The 17030-nt window shown below is 63.4% G+C and carries 18 protein-coding genes and 1 riboswitch; of the genes, 15 read left to right on the forward strand and 3 right to left on the reverse strand.

The window, feature by feature from the left end; translation table 11 throughout:
- Positions 1–9 precede the first annotated feature (9 nt).
- From ACVC7O_RS06295 to metK, 3 genes are all read left to right on the forward strand, one after another.
- Positions 10–906: a hemolysin family protein gene (locus tag ACVC7O_RS06295; RefSeq protein WP_458325236.1), complete on the forward strand. Its 897-nt coding sequence runs from the start codon at positions 10–12 to the stop codon at positions 904–906.
- Complete coding sequence (gene lnt / locus ACVC7O_RS06300) at positions 906–2441, forward strand: apolipoprotein N-acyltransferase (protein ID WP_458325237.1); 1536 nt, start codon at positions 906–908, stop codon at positions 2439–2441. Before ACVC7O_RS06295 ends, lnt begins: the two co-directional genes overlap by 1 nt.
- A gap of 38 nt (positions 2442–2479) precedes the next feature.
- A riboswitch (SAM-SAH riboswitch) is annotated at positions 2480–2529 on the forward strand.
- A gap of 4 nt (positions 2530–2533) precedes the next feature.
- The gene (gene metK / locus ACVC7O_RS06305; protein WP_458325238.1) at positions 2534–3715 is read left to right on the forward strand and encodes a methionine adenosyltransferase; all 1182 of its coding nucleotides are present in this window, start codon (positions 2534–2536) and stop codon (positions 3713–3715) included.
- A gap of 52 nt (positions 3716–3767) precedes the next feature.
- Here metK and ACVC7O_RS06310 read toward each other — a convergent pair whose 3' ends face one another.
- Positions 3768–4652 carry a response regulator gene (locus ACVC7O_RS06310; RefSeq protein ID WP_458325239.1) on the reverse strand — a complete coding sequence of 295 codons (885 nt, stop codon included), beginning with the start codon at positions 4650–4652 and terminating at the stop codon, positions 3768–3770.
- 120 nt (positions 4653–4772) lie between these two features.
- Between ACVC7O_RS06310 and trmB the strand changes: the two genes are divergently transcribed.
- The 7 genes from trmB to ACVC7O_RS06345 all read left to right on the forward strand — a co-directional run bounded on the left by trmB (position 4773) and on the right by ACVC7O_RS06345 (position 10568).
- On the forward strand, positions 4773–5465 hold the full coding sequence (gene trmB / locus ACVC7O_RS06315) for a tRNA (guanosine(46)-N7)-methyltransferase TrmB (protein WP_458325240.1): 693 nt from the start codon (positions 4773–4775) through the stop codon (positions 5463–5465).
- Between the two features lie 82 nt (positions 5466–5547).
- Positions 5548–6900 carry a 3-phosphoshikimate 1-carboxyvinyltransferase gene (gene aroA / locus ACVC7O_RS06320; RefSeq protein ID WP_458325241.1) on the forward strand — a complete coding sequence of 451 codons (1353 nt, stop codon included), beginning with the start codon at positions 5548–5550 and terminating at the stop codon, positions 6898–6900.
- Positions 6897–7511: a (d)CMP kinase gene (locus tag ACVC7O_RS06325; protein ID WP_458325242.1), complete on the forward strand. Its 615-nt coding sequence runs from the start codon at positions 6897–6899 to the stop codon at positions 7509–7511. Before aroA ends, ACVC7O_RS06325 begins: the two co-directional genes overlap by 4 nt.
- Before the next feature lie 89 nt (positions 7512–7600).
- A complete protein-coding gene (locus tag ACVC7O_RS06330) occupies positions 7601–8137 on the forward strand; it encodes a hypothetical protein (RefSeq protein WP_458325243.1) in 537 nt (178 codons plus the stop codon).
- 321 nt (positions 8138–8458) lie between these two features.
- The gene (locus ACVC7O_RS06335) at positions 8459–9163 is read left to right on the forward strand and encodes a VPLPA-CTERM sorting domain-containing protein (RefSeq protein WP_458325244.1); all 705 of its coding nucleotides are present in this window, start codon (positions 8459–8461) and stop codon (positions 9161–9163) included.
- A complete protein-coding gene (locus ACVC7O_RS06340; RefSeq protein WP_458325245.1) occupies positions 9160–9876 on the forward strand; it encodes a VPLPA-CTERM sorting domain-containing protein in 717 nt (238 codons plus the stop codon). The genes ACVC7O_RS06335 and ACVC7O_RS06340 overlap by 4 nt, the downstream gene beginning before the upstream one ends.
- Positions 9873–10568 carry a VPLPA-CTERM sorting domain-containing protein gene (locus ACVC7O_RS06345; protein ID WP_458325246.1) on the forward strand — a complete coding sequence of 232 codons (696 nt, stop codon included), beginning with the start codon at positions 9873–9875 and terminating at the stop codon, positions 10566–10568. Before ACVC7O_RS06340 ends, ACVC7O_RS06345 begins: the two co-directional genes overlap by 4 nt.
- Before the next feature lie 104 nt (positions 10569–10672).
- Here ACVC7O_RS06345 and ACVC7O_RS06350 read toward each other — a convergent pair whose 3' ends face one another.
- The gene (locus ACVC7O_RS06350) at positions 10673–11098 is read right to left on the reverse strand and encodes a BLUF domain-containing protein (RefSeq protein ID WP_458325247.1); all 426 of its coding nucleotides are present in this window, start codon (positions 11096–11098) and stop codon (positions 10673–10675) included.
- 293 nt (positions 11099–11391) lie between these two features.
- Here ACVC7O_RS06350 and rpsA point away from each other — a divergent pair, with 293 nt between their 5' ends.
- Positions 11392–13068 carry a 30S ribosomal protein S1 gene (rpsA, locus tag ACVC7O_RS06355; protein WP_458325248.1) on the forward strand — a complete coding sequence of 559 codons (1677 nt, stop codon included), beginning with the start codon at positions 11392–11394 and terminating at the stop codon, positions 13066–13068.
- Between the two features lie 76 nt (positions 13069–13144).
- On the opposite strand, the gene ACVC7O_RS06360 is transcribed toward rpsA, so the two are convergent.
- Positions 13145–14788 (reverse strand): NAD(P)-binding domain-containing protein, encoded by a 1644-nt coding sequence (locus ACVC7O_RS06360; protein WP_458325249.1) that lies wholly within the window; start codon positions 14786–14788, stop codon positions 13145–13147.
- A 460-nt stretch (positions 14789–15248) separates the two neighbouring features.
- On the opposite strand from ACVC7O_RS06360, the gene ihfB reads away from it, so the two are divergent.
- Genes ihfB through ACVC7O_RS06380 form a run of 4 tightly spaced genes read left to right on the forward strand, consistent with a single transcriptional unit; the run spans position 15249 to position 17018 of the window.
- Positions 15249–15533: an integration host factor subunit beta gene (ihfB, locus tag ACVC7O_RS06365; RefSeq protein ID WP_138661496.1), complete on the forward strand. Its 285-nt coding sequence runs from the start codon at positions 15249–15251 to the stop codon at positions 15531–15533.
- A complete protein-coding gene (locus tag ACVC7O_RS06370; RefSeq protein ID WP_458325250.1) occupies positions 15533–15883 on the forward strand; it encodes a lipopolysaccharide assembly protein LapA domain-containing protein in 351 nt (116 codons plus the stop codon). The genes ihfB and ACVC7O_RS06370 overlap by 1 nt, the downstream gene beginning before the upstream one ends.
- Positions 15884–15927: 44 nt before the next feature.
- Positions 15928–16572 carry a phosphoribosylanthranilate isomerase gene (locus ACVC7O_RS06375; RefSeq protein WP_458325251.1) on the forward strand — a complete coding sequence of 215 codons (645 nt, stop codon included), beginning with the start codon at positions 15928–15930 and terminating at the stop codon, positions 16570–16572.
- Complete coding sequence (locus ACVC7O_RS06380; protein ID WP_458325252.1) at positions 16569–17018, forward strand: GNAT family N-acetyltransferase; 450 nt, start codon at positions 16569–16571, stop codon at positions 17016–17018. The genes ACVC7O_RS06375 and ACVC7O_RS06380 overlap by 4 nt, the downstream gene beginning before the upstream one ends.
- Positions 17019–17030 lie beyond the last annotated feature (12 nt).

Raw genomic sequence — 17030 nt, forward strand, 5'->3', positions numbered from 1 at the left:
CAGGACCCAATGGGCGACAACGACGGACAATCTGACGCGGCGCAACGCGCGCATGTCGGAACAGACACCCCCCCAGAACCGGAGGCTTCGAGACCAGGCGGATTTTTCAGCCGCGTGATTGGTGCACTCAGCCCGACCGAAAACGAAGAGGAATCGCCCGCGGCCGAGATCGCGCCCGAGCGTCCGCAAACCCACGGCATGATGAACCTGCGCCGCATGCGGGTCGAGGACGTCTCGGTGCCGAAGGCCGATATCACCGCCATCCCCTCCACCGCGAGCCTCGAGGAGGTGGTGACAATCTTCAAGGAGAGCGGGCTGACCCGACTGCCGGCCTATGACGGCACGCTGGACACGCCCATTGGCCTCCTGCACCTCAAGGATCTGGCGCTGACCCACGGCTTCAACGGTCATAGCCACAGCTTTGACATGCGCGCGATGCTGCGCCCGCTGCTCTTTGTGCCGCCGTCGATGACCATCGGCGTGCTGCTCACCAAGATGCAGGCCGAGCGGCGGCATATGGCGCTGGTGATCGATGAATACGGCGGGGTCGACGGTCTGGTGACCATTGAGGATCTAATCGAGCAGGTCATCGGCGAGATCGAGGACGAGCATGACGTGGACGAGGACCAGTTCTGGACCGAAGAGAAACCCGGCTGCTATCTCGCGCTCGCCAAAACCCCGCTCGATGATTTCGAGGCCGAGATCGGCCAGTCTCTGACCGACCATGATGAGGTCGATGAAGAAGAGATCGACACGCTGGGCGGTCTTGTGTTCATGCTGTCCGGGCGCGTTCCGGCGCGCGGCGAAGTCGTGGTGCACCCCGATGGACCGGAGTTCGAGGTGCTCGATGCGGACCCGCGCCGGATCAAACGCCTGCGGGTGCGCACACCTGCTGCCAGCCACTGATGACCGTGGCCGCCCCCCGGCCCGGCAAACCCTGGGGCTGGTACGCTGGACTGCCACGCTGGGGGCGCATGGCCATCGCCGCTGTCGTCGGCGCGCTGGGGCCGCTGGGCCAGGCCCCTTACGACCAGCCCTTGGTGTTGCTTCTGGTACTGTCGCTCGGTTTTCTGATGTTTCGCCGCCAGAAACGCGCCCGGGACGCGGCGCTGGTCGGTTGGTCCTTCGGCGTTGGATATTTCTGCGTCGGCCTGATCTGGATCCTGCAGCCCTTCCAGATTGATCCCGAGAAACACGCATGGATGGCCCCCTTTGCACTACTCTTCATGAGCACGGGGCTCGCACTTTTCTGGGGCGCTGCGTTCTGGGCGGCACGGTGGTTGTCGCCGAAAACCTGGCCGTTGATCCTCACCTGGGCTGCGGCAGAACTGCTGCGGGCCTATGTCTTTACCGGCTTTCCCTGGGCGAACCCGGCGCAGGCGCTAGTGAACGGCGCTGCGGGTCAGGCGCTGGCCTGGGTCGGGCCGCATGGCCTGACGCTCTGGCTCATGTCGCTGGCCTGGATCCTGTCGTTCCCGGCCATCTATCGCCGTCGCGGCGTGATGCGTCTGGGGCAGGCGGCTGTGCTCGGATGCGCCGCGCTCGCCTTCTACCTGCCGCCCTCCGCGCCGCCCGCGCCGCTCACACCGCATGTGGTGCGCCTGGTCCAGCCCAACGCCGAACAGCACCTGAAGTGGCAGCCCGACTTTGCCCGGATGTTCTTTGAGCGGCAGCTTGAGTTCACATCCGCCCCGCCCGCGCCCGGGGCCAAGGCACCCGACCTCACGATCTGGCCCGAAACGGCCGTTGCCTGGGCCTACGAGGACGCAGGTGACACGCTCGACATGATCTCGGCGGCGGCGGAGGGGCGAATGGTCGCGCTGGGGCTGTTGCGCCGGACCGAGCAGGCGCTGTTCAACAGCATGGTTGTGCTGGAGCAGGCGGGCAGGCCCGCGCAACTCTATGACAAGCATCACCTTGTCCCTTTCGGCGAATACATTCCCCTCGCGCCAATCGCTGAGCGTCTTGGATTGACCGGCCTTGCCCAGGTCTCGGCCATCGGCTTCCAGCCGGGCCCGGGCGCGCGCACACTGGATTTCGGCGCGCTCGGACGTGGGTTGCCGTTGATCTGCTACGAGGCTGTCTTCGCCCATGACGTGAACGCAGCACCCGAGCGCCCGGATTTCATCATCCAGATCACCAATGACGCCTGGTTTGGCCGCGACGTGGGCCCGCAACAGCACCTCGCGCAGGCGCGGATGCGGGCCATCGAGCAGGGCTTGCCGCTGATGCGCGCGGCCAACACCGGCATTTCGGCCATGATCGACCCGCAGGGCCGCACCTTAACCAGCCTTCCCCTGGGCGTTGCGGGGTTCATCGACGCGCCGCTGCCCCGTCCCCTCGCACCCAGCCTCTACAGCCGGACCGGAGACCTGCCATCGGCTCTGCTGTTGCTGGTCGGCCTCGCGTTTGCGGTGTTGCGCCGCACGCATGTCAGATAGCGATTGACGCCCCTCAACCGCGCACGTATGCAGCGCCGAATGCGTCACAACGGCTTCCTGACGTGGCGTCTTATGACCTAATGGAGCATCTCATGTCCCGTAAGAACTATGTTTTCACCTCCGAATCCGTGTCGGAAGGCCACCCCGACAAAGTGTGCGACCGTATCTCGGACGCTGTGCTCGATGCCTTCCTCGCTGCCGAGCCCGAGGCGCGCGTTGCCGCCGAGACCTTCGCGACCACCAACCGGGTGGTGATCGGTGGGGAAGTCGGCTTGTCGGACGGCGATGCTCTGAAAGACCACATGGGCCGGATCGAGCAGATTGCCCGCGAATGCATCAAGGATATCGGCTACGAGCAGGACAAGTTCCATCACGCCACCTGCGAGGTCACGAACCTGCTGCATGAGCAATCTGCGCATATCGCGCAAGGGGTCGATGCGCGCGACAACAAGGATGAAGGCGCGGGCGACCAGGGCATCATGTTCGGCTTTGCGACCAACGAGACACCAGAGCTCATGCCCGCACCCATCCACTATGCGCACGCCGTGCTGCGACGCCTCGCCGAAGTGCGCAAGGACGGGACCGAGCCGACCCTGCGCCCCGATGCCAAGAGCCAGCTCTCCGTGCGGTACGAAGATGGCAAACCGGTGGGCGTGACCTCCATCGTGCTGTCGACACAGCACGCGGACGAAAGCCAGACCTCCGATGACATCCGCGCCATTGTCGAGCCTTACATTCGCGACGTGCTGCCCGCAGGCTGGATCACGCCCGAGACGGAGTGGTGGGTCAACCCGACCGGGACCTTTGTCATCGGTGGGCCCGATGGCGACGCGGGGCTGACCGGGCGCAAGATCATTGTCGACACCTACGGTGGTGCGGCCCCGCATGGCGGCGGCGCGTTTTCCGGCAAGGATCCGACCAAGGTGGACCGGTCTGCTGCTTATGCCGCGCGTTACGTCGCCAAGAACGTGGTGGCCTCGGGCATGGCGCAGAAATGCACGATCCAGCTCAGCTACGCCATTGGCGTCAGCAAGCCGTTGTCGATCTACTGCGATACGTTCGGCACGGGCGAGGTTGACGACGCGGCCATCGAGCAGGCGATTGGCAAGACGATGGATCTGACGCCACGCGGCATTCGCGAGCATCTGCAGCTGAACCGGCCAATCTATGCCCGTACCGCTGCCTATGGCCACTTCGGTCGCGCAGCGGAGCCTGATGGGGGCTTCAGCTGGGAAAAGACCGATCTGGTCGACGCGCTGAAATCCGAGGTCTGATCACGCGATCCGCGCGCGGGGCCCGCTGGTCGATCATCCCATCCGGCCTTGCTCAGGTGGTTCTGCCAAACAGGCTGGGCCGTGGTTTGCGGCCTGTGGCCGCCACTGCCACGATGTCTTTGCCCGCCGATTTCAAGCGACGCGGACTTGGCTCAGCCGCAGGACCATCCGGCGCGTCCATCTCGTTCATGAGCACGGGTTTTGCAGCCGTCCGGGGGGCCGCTGGTTTGGCCATGGTCTCTGGCGAGATATCCGTGCCTTCATACTGCTCCAGATCGTCGAGAAATTCCCACAGACGCATGCAGGAATTCTCGATCCGGCCAAAACGCTCCTTGGCCTGATCCTCGCTCAAGTTGCGCGCCTCGCGCAGGTCGCGCAGCTGCCGCATCAGTCGGCTCAACACCGGCTTGATCTCATTTGCACATTCGGTCGAGAACCGCTCCAGCACCGCCTCGATCTGCTGGCGTTTGACGTCTTGCGTCTCCATGCCGATGGCGAGCGAGGATTTCTGTAGCGCGTTGATCGTCGCGCGTTTGAAGGACGCCGCTGACAGATCATCCTTGGTGATGTAATCACTGCACCCGCGCTTCAGCGCCTCGATCGCGATCTCGCTCTGGCCGTCCCCGGCCACCATGATGATCGCGGCCTGACGATTCTTCTCATCGAGGCGGATCGCATCGAGCGCCATCAACCCGTTGCCGTCGGGCAGGTTGTAATCGATCAGGATCAGGTCGAACTTGTCCCGCTGCAGCATCGTGCCCATGGTTTCCAACCGGTCGGCCTCCACCACATGGGTCTCGATCTCCAGCGCGCCGATCAGGCGTTTCAACCGTGTCCGGTCGAACCGCTGATCATCCACCACAAGAATGCTGATCAGCTTGGGCAGCGGCGTGGCCTCTGGCCGGATGCGGGCGTGTATCTTTCCAATCGCGGCCATGATGACCTCTCCTCGTGAACCGCGTCATGTGTAGCGCCTCTCCCTTAATTCTTGATGAAACGCAGGAGTTTGCGGCCCGCGGCGTTGCATGCGTGTTGTGTCCGGGCTAAAGCGCGCCGCATGAAACGCCCGCGCAGAAATTTTTACGGTCGCCTGAAAGGCAAGTCGCTGAAAGCCTCGCAAAAGGGGTACCTCGACGAGGATCTCGAGGCGCTCTCGCCCGGGGCCGTGTCGTGGGAGGCCAATCCGGACCGGACCCCGCTGGATCTTGGCGCCCTTTTCGACGGCAAACCCGTCTGGCTCGAGATCGGCTTTGGTGGGGGCGAGCATATGGTACATCAGGCGGCGCAGAACCCGGATGTCGGCATTATCGGGGCCGAGCCTTACATCAACGGCGTGGCGATGCTACTCGGCAAGATCCGCCGGGCAGGGGTGACCAATCTCGCCGTACACCCGGGCGATGTGCGCGACCTCTTCGACGTGCTGCCCGACGCCGCCATCGACCGCGCCTTCTTGCTCTACCCCGACCCTTGGCCCAAGACGCGCCACCATCGCCGCCGCTTTGTGACACCGGAGCATCTGGAGCCCTTGGTCCGCGTGCTGAAACCCGGTGCGATTTTTCGCGTGGCAACCGACATTGAAGACTACGTGCGCCAGACGCTGGAGCAGGTGCCGCGTCACGGCTTTGACTGGCTGGCGGAGCGCCCTGCGGACTGGCAACAGCCATGGGACGACTGGTTCTCGACCCGCTATGAACAGAAGGCCCTGCGCGAGGGGCGCACCCCGCATTACCTCACCTTCCGCAAGCGCTAACATCCTGGCCCGCTTGGGGCTGGACCCCGGCCAGCACAGCCGCTAAGCCTGCGCCGACTTTGCACTGACCCCGAGAGCTTCCATGTCCAGCCACGGCACCCCCATTCCGATGACGTCCCGCCTCTGCGGCCCCCTGAAAGGCGAGGCGCGGGTGCCGGGCGACAAGTCGATCTCGCACCGGTCGCTGATTCTTGGCGCACTCTGTGTGGGCGAGACCCAGATTACGGGGCTGCTGGAAGGGCAGGACGTTCTGGATACGGCCAAGGCCATGCGCGCCTTCGGGGCTGAGGTCACTGATCATGGCGGCGGCAACTGGTCGGTGCATGGGGTAGGCGTCGGCGGTTTTGCCGAGCCCGATCAGGTGATCGATTGCGGCAACTCGGGCACCGGCGTGCGGCTGATCATGGGGGCGATGGCGACCTCGCCGATCACGGCGACCTTCACGGGAGACGCCTCGCTGAACGGGCGCCCCATGGCGCGGGTGACCGACCCGCTGGCGCTCTTTGGCACCCAAGCCGTAGGCCGCGCCGGGGGGCGGTTGCCGATGACGCTTGTGGGTGCGGTTGATCCCGTGCCCGTGGAATACACCGTCCCGGTTCCTTCCGCGCAGGTGAAATCCGCCGTGCTGTTTGCCGGGTTGAACGCGCCGGGCAAGACCGTGGTCATCGAAGCGGAAGCCACGCGTGACCACACCGAACGGATGCTCGCAGGCTTTGGCGCCGAGATCACCGTCGAAGAGACCGACGCGGGCCGCGTCATCACCCTGACCGGTCAGCCGGAACTCACACCGCAGAAGATCGATGTGCCGCGCGATCCGTCCTCTGCAGCTTTCCCGGTCTGTGCCGCGCTGATCGTGCCGGGCTCGGATGTGCTGGTGCCCGGCATCGGGCTTAACCCGACGCGCGCCGGGCTCTACGCTACCCTGCGTGAGATGGGGGCTGACCTCACCTATGAGAACGAACGCACCGAAGGCGGCGAGCCGGTGGCCGACCTGCGCGCGCGCTTCTCACCGAACCTCAAGGGCATAGAAGTCCCGCCCGAGCGCGCGGCGAGCATGATCGACGAATACCCGGTGCTCTCTGTCGTCGCGAGCTTTGCGACGGGGGACACCGTCATGCGCGGCGTGAAAGAGTTGCGCGTGAAGGAGAGTGACCGCATCGACGCGATGGCCGTAGGTCTGCGCGCGAATGGCGTCACCGTCGATGAGGGCCCGGACTGGTGGATGGTCACGGGCCTCGGCCACGGCAATGTGCCCGGCGGCGCCACCTGTGCGAGCCACCTCGATCACCGTATCGCCATGTCGTTCCTGATCCTCGGCATGGCGGCACAAAAGCCGGTAAGCGTCGATGACGGTGGCCCCATCGCCACCTCCTTCCCGATCTTCGAGCCGCTGATGGGCGATCTCGGTGCCCATCTGGTGCGCACCAACGCATGAGCGCGCCCTTCACCATCGCCATCGACGGCCCCGCCGCTGCGGGCAAGGGTACGATCTCGAAGGCGGTGGCGGCGCATTACGGCTTTGCGCATCTCGACACCGGGCTGCTCTACCGCGCGGTTGGCGCAAAGCTGCTGCTGGGCATGGACCCCATCGCCGCCGCACAGACGCTGAGCGCAGATGATCTGGAGGCTGATGGCCTGCGCAGCCCCGAGGTTGCCCAGGCCGCCAGCAAGGTCGCCGTGATCCCGCAGGTTCGCGCGGCGCTGCTCGACTTCCAGCGCAGCTTCGCCCGGCGCGTGGGCGGCGCGGTGCTCGACGGGCGCGACATCGGTACGGTGATCTGCCCCGAGGCCGAGGCCAAGCTCTTCGTGACCGCCAGCGCCGAGGTGCGCGCGGACCGCCGCTTTGCCGAACTCAGCGCAAAAGGCGACGCGGTCAGCCGCGCCCAGGTGCTCGCGGATGTGAAAGAGCGTGATGCGCGCGACCGGACCCGCGCCGAGGCCCCGCTTTTACCAGCCAGGGATGCGGTCGAAATCGACACCTCCGAGATGGGCATTGACGCTGCCATAGCTGCCGCAATCGCCGCCATCGACGCCCGCCGCGGCTGATTATTGCAAGAGCTTCACCAAAGGGTGCTTGGTGTTTGACGCCACCCGGGCGTAGCCTGTCTGCACGAATTGGACGAAAGGGCATTCGCATGGCACGATTTCTTCTGGCGCTGACATTGATCACCTTCGGCACCCTGAGCCTCGCACAGGACAGCGAGACACCGGCACCCGCCGAGCCGCCGATGACCCTTGACCGGCTGGCCGAGATCATCCTCGTGATCGACGAGGAGGCGCAGCGGCGCGGCGCCACGATCCAGTTCACAGTGCAGGACATCCCGGTGATGGTCGTGGCCGACCCGCGTGCGGACCGGATGCGTGCGATGGTCCCGATCCGCTCTGCCGACAGCCTCGATGCCGGAGAGCTGATGCGCCTGATGCAAGCCAATTTCGACACGGCCCTCGATGCGCGCTACGCGGTGGCCCAGGGCCGCCTCTGGGGGGTGTTCATCCACCCGCTGTCGCCGCTGGAGCAGGACCAGTTCCTCTCCGCCATCGCGCAAACGGTGAACGTCGCACGCACCTACGGCCAGACCTATTCGGGCGGCGCGCAGGTCTTTGGCGGCGGCGATTCCAACGAGATCTACCAGGACCTGCTGGACGAGCTGCGCAAGGGCCAGGCACTCTAACACCGCCGTCCCGGTCGATCAGGCGACCTTATACCGAGGCCTCCGCCTTTAATTGGTCGGACCGCGTGAACCACGTCATGGTGACCCCGTGGCGTAGGGACCTTTGCGCTGCGCTTCACAGACCAGGACATTTCAGGACCGCGTCCCCTGGCGGCCCTGAAACTGGACGAGCCAAGACACCGATGCGCGGTTTTTTTCCTGTTTTTCGGCCGCGCACACGGTCGTACGCGCGGCCATTTGCCCCGCTCTGGATGCTCTGGTTGTGAAGACGCCAAAGGCCCCTGCGCTGCGCTTTTGTCATTGATCAGCTTGGGTAAGACTATGAAACATCTCATTGCATCAGCAATTTTCTCCGCGGCTCTCGTGACGGCGTCCACGCCGCTTGCCGCCAAAACCATCAGCTTCACAGGTGAGCTTGACCTCTACAACTACGGAGGCCCAGAGGAACCTTTCGGGGGCGTGCCAGGGTCCATCGACGTTTTCATCGAGGTTGATGAGACCGCAGAACCCGACAGCATCGAGGACGGCGGCCTGGCCCAATTGGCCAACTACTTCACAGCTGTCCAGTCCTTGACCTACGAGGTCTTCGACGGGGCGGGCGATCAGCTCGGCAGCTGGTCGGCCTTCGACGTCCAGATCCAGATGCTCGATTTTGGCGGGGGAGACGGCATCCAGTTCTTCTCGACGGATATCAGCGGGCCGGAGCCGCTCAACCGCATGCAACTTCTCTTTGAAGGGGCGCCGGGCGTCTGGTCCAACATGACGTTGGATGAAGTGACCCAAGATGCGCTCCAGAACATGACCAACGCCTGGATGGACATCAACATCCTGGTTGGTGAGGGCGCGTTCGGCGCTCGTTTTGCAATCGACTCTGATAGCATCGAGGTCGCCGAGCAAAACGATCCCATACCGTCGCCAGTGCCACTGCCTGCGGGGCTGCCGCTGCTGCTCGCTGGTCTCGGGGCCTTCGGGTGGGTGCGCCGCGGGCGCGTCGCCCGGACATCGGACAAGGCGTTGCAGGCATGACACGTTACACCACGCTTTGCGCGGCCCTGGTGGCCGCGCTGACGGCCCTCAGCACACCTCTGGCCGCCAAAACCATCAGCTTCACCGCAGCGCTTGAGTCAGAGAGCTACATGGGCACCCCCAGCCCATTCTCGGAACAACCCGCCACTCTGGACGTCGTGATCGAACTCAACGACGATCCGGGGCCGGTTGACGGCAAAGCAGACGGCAACGGCATTTCGGCCAGCTATACCGAAGCGGTCGCCTCATTCGCCTACGAGGCTTTCGGAGCGCTTGGCAATTCCATCGGAGCCTGGTCAGCCTCCAACGTCGTCTTGACCATTGATGATTTTCTGACCGGCGACAGTGCGCAGTTTTTCTCTCAGGAAACGACGGGTCCGGAACCGCTGGACTGGATGTTGCTGCTCTTTGAGGGGGATGCAAACCTCTGGGCCTCAAACGCCGTCGACAACCTCACGACCGATACACTGAAGGCAATGACGACCACGTGGATTGATCTCTATACCATCGCCGGGGATGGTGCGATCGGCGCGCGATTTGCCGTCAACCCCGACAGTATTGTTGTCACGGACCCCAATGACCCAATTGATCCAAACCCGGCGCCAGTGCCACTGCCTGCGGGCCTGCCGCTGCTGCTTTCTGGTCTCGGCGCCTTCGGGTGGGTGCGGCGCGGGCGTGTCGTCCGGACATCGGACAAGGCGGTGCAGGCATGACACGTTATCCCACGCTTTGCGCGGCCCTGGTGGCCGCGCTGACCGCCCTCAGCACACCTCTAGCCGCCAAAACCATCAGCTTCACCGGGCTCTTTGACGCCGAAAACTATCAAGGTGAGCCCAGCCCCTTCAGCGAACAACCCGTTGAACTGGGTGTGGTCATCGAGATCGATGACAGCGCGCCCGCCGATGACTTCAACGAGACGCCGGGCAACGGCTCGGCCTCGGCGTATTACAGCGCGGTCAGCTCTCTCAGCTATGAAGCCTTTGGGCCTGGCGGCGGGTCCTTGGGACAGTGGTTCGCGTCAGATGTGGAGCTTGCGATTGCGGATTTGCCCGGCACGAACATCGACACCGTCCAATTCCTATCCAATACAGCTGGCGGCCCCGGACCGATTTCAGATCTGTGGATCAGGTTCGAAGGCGACACTAACATCTTTTCGGGCAGCGGGTTGGACGTGCTGACAACGGACGCGCTACAGGCGATGCACACGGGCTCCGCCTGGCTCTTTACCGAGTTCAACGGCGCCGCTTTCGGCATCAGCTTTGACATCGACTTCAACAGTATCGAGGTTGTCGCCGATCCGCTGCCTGGTCCGGACCAGCCGACGCCCGTGCCCCTGCCTGCTGGCCTGCCTTTGCTGCTCGTCGGGCTCGGGGCGCTGGGGATGATCCACCGCAAGACGGCTTGAGGCGAGCGAGCGGCCTCTCCGTTCATGAGGCGATCACACCAGGGGCAGGCTGATGTCTGCCCCTGAGGCTCGCGCAGCCCCCGGTTCGTGGTGATTTGATCCCGTCAGCTGACCGCCTGGCGATGGCGCAGCCCGTCCGCATTGGCCGCCAGGAAGACAACCAGATCAAAGGGATCAACCCCTTTCAACTCCAGCCGGTCTTCAGACGTTTCCAGCAGTTCGGCCAGTGACAATTGATCTTGGTCCACAAAGCCCATCTGCCAGTCGGGCAGGGTGCGGCTGTCGCGCTTGCCTTCGGAGAGGATGCTCATCTCCGAATGGCGCGGGTCCTGCCGGATCCGGTTGATCGTCTCATGCAGAGCGCCTTTCGGCCCCTCGATGTATTGCAAAAAGAAGTCCCCCTCGCGATGGAGAAACCCAGTCAACTCCGCTGCGCGATTGTTGACCTGCGAGCGTTCGAGAATGTCGTTGTGCACCTTCGGATCGGCCGGGCCCTTGGCCTTGCTCTGATAAATCACGTAATGCAGCATCGCGCGTCCTCACCTTCTGGTTCCACGGGTTCAGCAAAGATTATGGCTGGGGGTCTTGAGGCACGGTTAACGCGGCCCAGGTGCACAGGCGTTCTCTGCTTGCGCCGCATGGGCAACTTGGGTATAGACGCGGCGTCGAAGCAGCGGTGACGGCTGTATGACACTAGGCGAGCAGGGTCGGTCTACAACCGGCCCTTCGTTTTTTGTCTGACCGCGCCACATATGACCAACCCGAAAGACCGGCGGAGACAACCGCGCGGCCAGAAACATCAACGTTAGGAAACACGCGCCATATGGCAAACATGATGGAAGAGTTTGAAGCACTCTTGAACGAAAGCTTCGAAATGGACACGCCCCAGGAAGGGTCTGTTGTCAAAGGCAAGGTCATCGCGATTGAAGCGGGCCAGGCCATCATCGACGTCGGCTACAAGATGGAAGGCCGCGTCGAGCTCAAAGAATTTGCAGATCCCGGCGAAGCGCCCAAGATCGACGTGGGCGACGAAGTGGAAGTCTTCCTGCGCCAGGTCGAAAGCTCCCGTGGCGAAGCGGTCATCTCCCGCGAGATGGCGCGCCGCGAAGAAGCCTGGGATCGTCTCGAAAAAGCCTATGCGGATGAAGAGCGCGTCGAAGGCGCCATCTTTGGTCGTGTCAAAGGTGGCTTTACCGTTGATCTTGGCGGCGCCGTGGCCTTCCTGCCCGGCTCGCAAGTGGATGTGCGCCCCGTGCGCGATGCGGGCCCGCTCATGGGTCTGAAACAGCCGTTCCAGATCCTGAAAATGGACCGCCGCCGCGGCAACATCGTGGTCTCGCGCCGTGCGATCCTCGAAGAGAGCCGCGCCGAGCAGCGCGCCGAAGTGATCGGCAACCTCTCCGAAGGTCAGACCGTGGACGGCGTCGTCAAGAACATCACCGAATACGGCGCCTTCGTGGACCTCGGCGGTGTCGACGGCCTGCTGCACGTGACCGACATGGCATGGCGCCGGGTCAACCACCCGTCGGAAATCCTGTCGATCGGCGAGACCATCAAGGTGCAGGTCATCAAGATCAACAAGGAAACTCACCGCATCAGCCTCGGCATGAAGCAGCTGCAGGAAGACCCGTGGGATCTGGTGGCCGCGAAATATCCGCTCGATTCCGTGCACACAGGCCGCGTGACAAACATCACCGATTATGGTGCGTTTGTTGAGCTGGAAGCCGGTGTCGAAGGCCTCGTGCACGTCTCCGAGATGTCCTGGACCAAGAAGAACGTGCATCCCGGCAAGATCGTTTCCACAAGCCAAGAAGTCGAAGTCATGGTTCTGGAAATCGACGGTGCCAAGCGCCGCGTGTCCCTGGGCCTCAAGCAGACCATGCGCAACCCGTGGGAAGTCTTCGCCGAGACACATCCCGAGGGCACAGAGGTCGAAGGCGAGGTCAAGAACATCACCGAGTTTGGTCTGTTCGTGGGTCTCGACGGCGACATCGACGGCATGGTGCACCTCTCCGATCTCAGCTGGGACCAGCGCGGCGAAGAGGCGATCCAAGACTACCGCAAGGGCGATATGGTGCAAGCGGTTGTCTCCGAAGTGGATGTCGAGAAAGAGCGCATCTCGCTCTCGATCAAGGCCGTGGGTGGCGACAAGTTCGCCGAAGCCGTGGGCGGCGTGAAACGTGGCTCCATCGTGACCGTGACCGTGACCGCCATCGAGGACGGCGGCGTCGAGGTGGAATACGAAGGTATGAAATCCTTCATCCGCCGCTCCGATCTGTCGCGTGACCGGGCCGAACAGCGCCCCGAGCGCTTCTCGGTCGGCGACAAGGTCGACGTGCGCGTCACCAATGTGGACAGCAAGGCCCGTCGTCTGGGCGTGTCGATCAAGGCGCGCGAGATCGCCGAAGAGAAAGAGGCCGTGGAACAGTATGGCTCCTCGGACTCCGGTGCATCGCTGGGTGATATCCTGGGCGCGGCGCTCAACAAGGGCGACGACTAAGGCTCAGGCCTGATACGGAATTAAGAAGGCCCCGCGGAGCACTCCGCGGGGCCTTCTTCTTGTCTGCCGGGGTCGGTTACTCCGCCGCGGTCTGCGTCGCGGTGCCTGTCCCGATCCCCTGTTCGCTGAGAAATGCGGTGATCTGGCGCCGCGCCACCTCCGACGGGGCCAGCGTCTCGCCCGCGTCCTGGAAGCTCATGCGCAGCACGGTCGCGATGTCCTGACCGCGATCTTCACGCGGGCGCCAATCGGCGTCCAGATGGTCGGCCAGATGCACCTCAGCCACCTGCACCCCATCGCGGATATGCCGGATCACCGGGTGAATGAAGGCATCGGGGGTGTCGCCAAACACGTTGTGCTGCCGCTTCACATGCATCGAGTCGCCGCCGAAATCGCCATACTCCAGCGTCACCATCAGGTGATCGCGCCCGACCGCATCGGTCTCCTGCACCCAGGCCACCGGCACATCCTGGAACCTGCGCCCCGGCTGCGCACCACCCAGCTCGATGACATCGCAAAGGAACCCCGGCTGCAGGAATACGCCGGAACAGGTGCTGATCCGCTCGATGATCGCCGTGGTCAGCGCCTCGGACTCGAGCGGCATCTGCGTGCTGGGGTACGGCGTGCCTTGTACCCGGCCCGCCACGAACTCCGCCAGGCATTTCACATTGTGCCGGAACCCGTGCACAAAGCCCGACATCGTCTTGCGATAGTCGCGCGACTGCATAATCGTGCCCGCAAAGAACAGCCCCTCGGTGCTCTCGCTCTCCCACTCCGCCGTCATCGCCGGGAACTTGTCGAAATGGCGCAGGGTGGGGCGGATGTCTTCGGCAAAGATATCGGCATCAAAGCGGAATCCCGTGCAGGCAATCACCCGATCGTAGGTCAGCACGATTTCGTGGCCTTCTGCCGCGCGCATCTCGGCTGTCACGGTATAGACGCCATCCTTGTGTTCGATCTTCGTGGCCTTTGCATCGATCACCGCGTTCTGGGATTTCAACTGATAGGTGTCGAGGAAGTTGTTGTTCACCGCCCGCAGGTGCCCCACGAAATGTGTCTGCCAGGCAAAGCGTACCGGGTTCGGGCTCATCACATGGATCGAGGCGGCGTGCTCGATCAGCGAATCCGCCGTCTCAAAGGCCGAGTTGCCCTTGCCGAGGATCAGCACCCGTTCGTTCTCGAACTGCTCGGGCGTCGGGTCGAAGTCAAAGTAATTGTCGACCAGATCAAACCCTTCGATGCCCGGATCCCAGGGCTGGGACACGCCGGTTGCCACGATCACATTGCGCGCATGATGAACGGTGCCATCGGCGCAGCGTAGCGCGAAGATGCCATCGGCCTTCGAGATCTCCACCACGTCACTGTCGCAAAGAATACGGTCTTCCATCTGCGCCGCGAAGGTCTCGGCATAGGCCACGAAATCATCCGCCGCCGGGAAATACTTCCGGCTCCAATCCTTGAAGAGCAGCCCCTCGTCGTTCAGCAGCGAATTCCAGTCATGCCGCAACCGCGTTTCCGCGTTGGACAACCCGGTATGCACCTTGTTGATCGAAATGAACTGGCGATGGCGCGGAAAGCTGCGGAAAAAACTGCACACCTTCGCTCCGCGCTCGAGGATCACGAAGTCGAGCCCCTTTTTCTGAAAGTAGTATCCCGCCTGAAGACCGGCCGGACCGGATCCGATCACGCAAACATCGCGTGGTCCACTATTCGCTGTCATGAAAAAACTTCCCTTGCGTTGGCACTATTGTGTCTACGCCCGTTTCCTTTTTGGAACTCTTGCGGGCACCCCTTTAGACCGAGATAAGCAGATTTGCGGTTTTCACGCAATGCGCGAGCGCTGCGACATCTGTTCTCCATTGCCGGTAGATTATCGGTGCCTTGCGGATGGGCAGACCCACCGCCTGAGCCGCCCCGAAATTGGTGCTGCGGACGGGCGCCACAGGCACCGCGAAGGGGCGGCGAATCAGAGCGTCCTGCTGCGCTGCGGCATCAGCATCGCGTTCCGCATCAATCCGGCGCGGCCCGGGCACATCGCGAAAAAGCGCCGGAATACAGCGTGTTCCACGGCAAAAAAGTTAAAAGCCGGTAAAAGGCCGACTTTCCGAAAGCCGGGTTTGTTTCTATAGTTGCGCAAACAAGCGCACCGAAAGCGCCGACACACAACAAGGGATGCTGCCATGATCCGTTCCGAGCTGATCCAAAAGATCGCAGATGAAAACCCCCATCTCTATCAGCGCGACGTCGAGCGGATTGTGAACACCATTTTCGAGGAAGTCACCGGGGCCATGGCCCGGGGCGACCGGGTCGAGTTGCGCGGCTTCGGCGCCTTCTCGGTCAAGAAGCGCGACGCCCGCGTGGGACGCAACCCGCGCACGGGCGAGACCGTGCATGTGGAAGAGAAATACGTGCCCTTCTTCAAGACCGGCAAGCTGTTGCGTGACCGTCTGAACGGGAAATCCTGATGCGCTACATCCGCTACGCCTGCATCGCCACCTTCGGGATTGCGCTCATTGCGGTGGCCATCGCGAACCGCGGTCTTGTGTCGCTGCAGCTGATCCCGTCTGAAGTCGCGGGCTGGTTCTCGGTGAACCCGCAGATCGAGCTGCCGCTCTTCATCGTGATCTTTGGCGGTATCGTCGTGGGCCTGCTGGTCGGCTTCGTCTGGGAATGGGTGCGCGAGCATGGCCAGCGCGCCGAAGCGGCGCGCCAGGCGCGCGAGATGCGTCGGCTCGAGCGCGAGATCGCCAAGCTCAAGGACGAAAAGCACGCCGGCAAAGACGAAGTGCTGGCTCTACTCGACGAGGCCAGCTGAGCCCCTCTCTTGTGTCTCGCCGCGTTGCGTGCTCAAACGCCGCCATGGCTGACAGGATTTCCGTCAAAATCTGCGGGCTGCGCACCGCTGAAGAGGTCACCGCCGTGGCCGCGGCTGGTGCGTCATATTGCGGCTTCACCTTCTTCGAGAAATCCCCGCGCTCCGTCACGCTGGAGAACGCGCGTGATCTTGCACTTGGCGCGCCCGTCGGCCTGGCTAAGGTCGCCCTGACCGTGAACGCCAACGATACCTTCCTCGACGCGCTGACAGCCCAGGTGCCGCTGGACATGCTGCAACTTCACGGCTCCGAGCCGCCTGAGCGCGTGGCCGAGGTCAAGGCGCGCTACGGGCTGCCGGTTATGAAGGCGGTGGGTGTGGCCGATGCCTCCGACCTGTCAAAGCTCGACAGCTACTTTCCCGTCGCCGACCAGATCCTCGTGGATGCCAAACCACCGAAAGGCGGTGAGCTTCCCGGCGGCAACGGGCTCACCTTTGACTGGCGCCTGATCGCCGGCCGCCGCTGGCCGGTGCCCTGGATGCTCGCGGGCGGGCTCACCCCGGAGAATGTGGGTGAAGCAATCAGGATGACCGGCGCCAAACAGGTGGATGTGGCCTCGGGCGTCGAGAGCGCCCCGGGGGTGAAAGACCTTGATCTCGTCCGTGGCTTCGCCGCCGCTGCACAAGCATGACCGTCACCTTCCGTCCCGCCACCCGCGACGAGGTGGCCGATGTGATCGCCCTGCTCGAAGACGACACGCTCGGCGCAACCCGCGAAGGGCTCGCACTCGCCGACTATCAAGCGGCCTTCGATCGCATGACCGAAGAGGCGGCCAACCACCTGATCGTCGGTATCCAAGCCGACCGCGTCGTCGCGACCTACCAGATCACCTTCATCTCCGGCCTCTCCCTGCGCGCCGCCCGCCGAGCCCAGATCGAAAGCGTGCGCGTGGCCTCGGACCTGCGTGGGCAGGGGATCGGGAAACAGATGATCGACGACGCCATTGTCCGCGCCGAGACCGCCGGGTGCAGCCTCATCCAACTCACCATGAACAAAAGTCGCACCGACAGCGCGCGGTTCTATCAGTCCCTCGGCTTTACCCCTTCGCACATCGGGTATAAACGCAATCTGATCTGACAGGAGTGCGCG

The sequence above is a fragment of the Roseobacter cerffii genome (assembly GCF_054226325.1).